A 443-nucleotide genomic window follows, 5' to 3' on the forward strand; every position below is an offset into this window, starting at 1 on the left:
CGGTGTACTATGTCTTCAACATAGTGGGTTGCCCCATTCGGATATCTGCGGATCAATCGATGTGTGCTCGTCCCCGCAGCTTTTCGCAGCTTATCACGTCCTTCTTCGCCTCTGAGAGCCTAGGCATCCCCCATACGCCCTTATTTTGCTTATTGTACCAATCATAAATTTAATTATGACCGTTTTTTTTTGTTTTTTATCTTCTGCATTGCTGCAATAACAAAAAACGCTTTCTACTTTTTATTATTTTCTTATCTCAATATGTCAATGAACTTTTACAATTAATAATTATCAATTGATAATTGTCAATTATTTCGTGGAGAATAACGGAGTCGAACCGTTGACCTCCTGCGTGCAAGGCAGGCGCTCTAGCCAGCTGAGCTAATCCCCCATTTTTAGTCATGAGTTATTAGTTATGAGGTATGCTCATTAACACTCAACTT

Annotated in this window: 1 tRNA gene and 1 rRNA gene; both read right to left on the reverse strand. The window is 39.5% G+C overall.

The features are described 5' to 3' along the window. Positions 1-154: ribosomal RNA gene (locus KHA98_RS22780) — 23S ribosomal RNA — on the reverse strand; the annotation flags it as partial. Between the two features lie 163 nt (positions 155-317). Continuing rightward, positions 318-391, reverse strand: a tRNA-Ala gene (locus tag KHA98_RS22785). Positions 392-443 lie beyond the last annotated feature (52 nt).

Source organism: Flavobacterium branchiicola, from assembly GCF_018383905.1.
GTDB lineage: Bacteria > Bacteroidota > Bacteroidia > Flavobacteriales > Flavobacteriaceae > Flavobacterium > Flavobacterium branchiicola.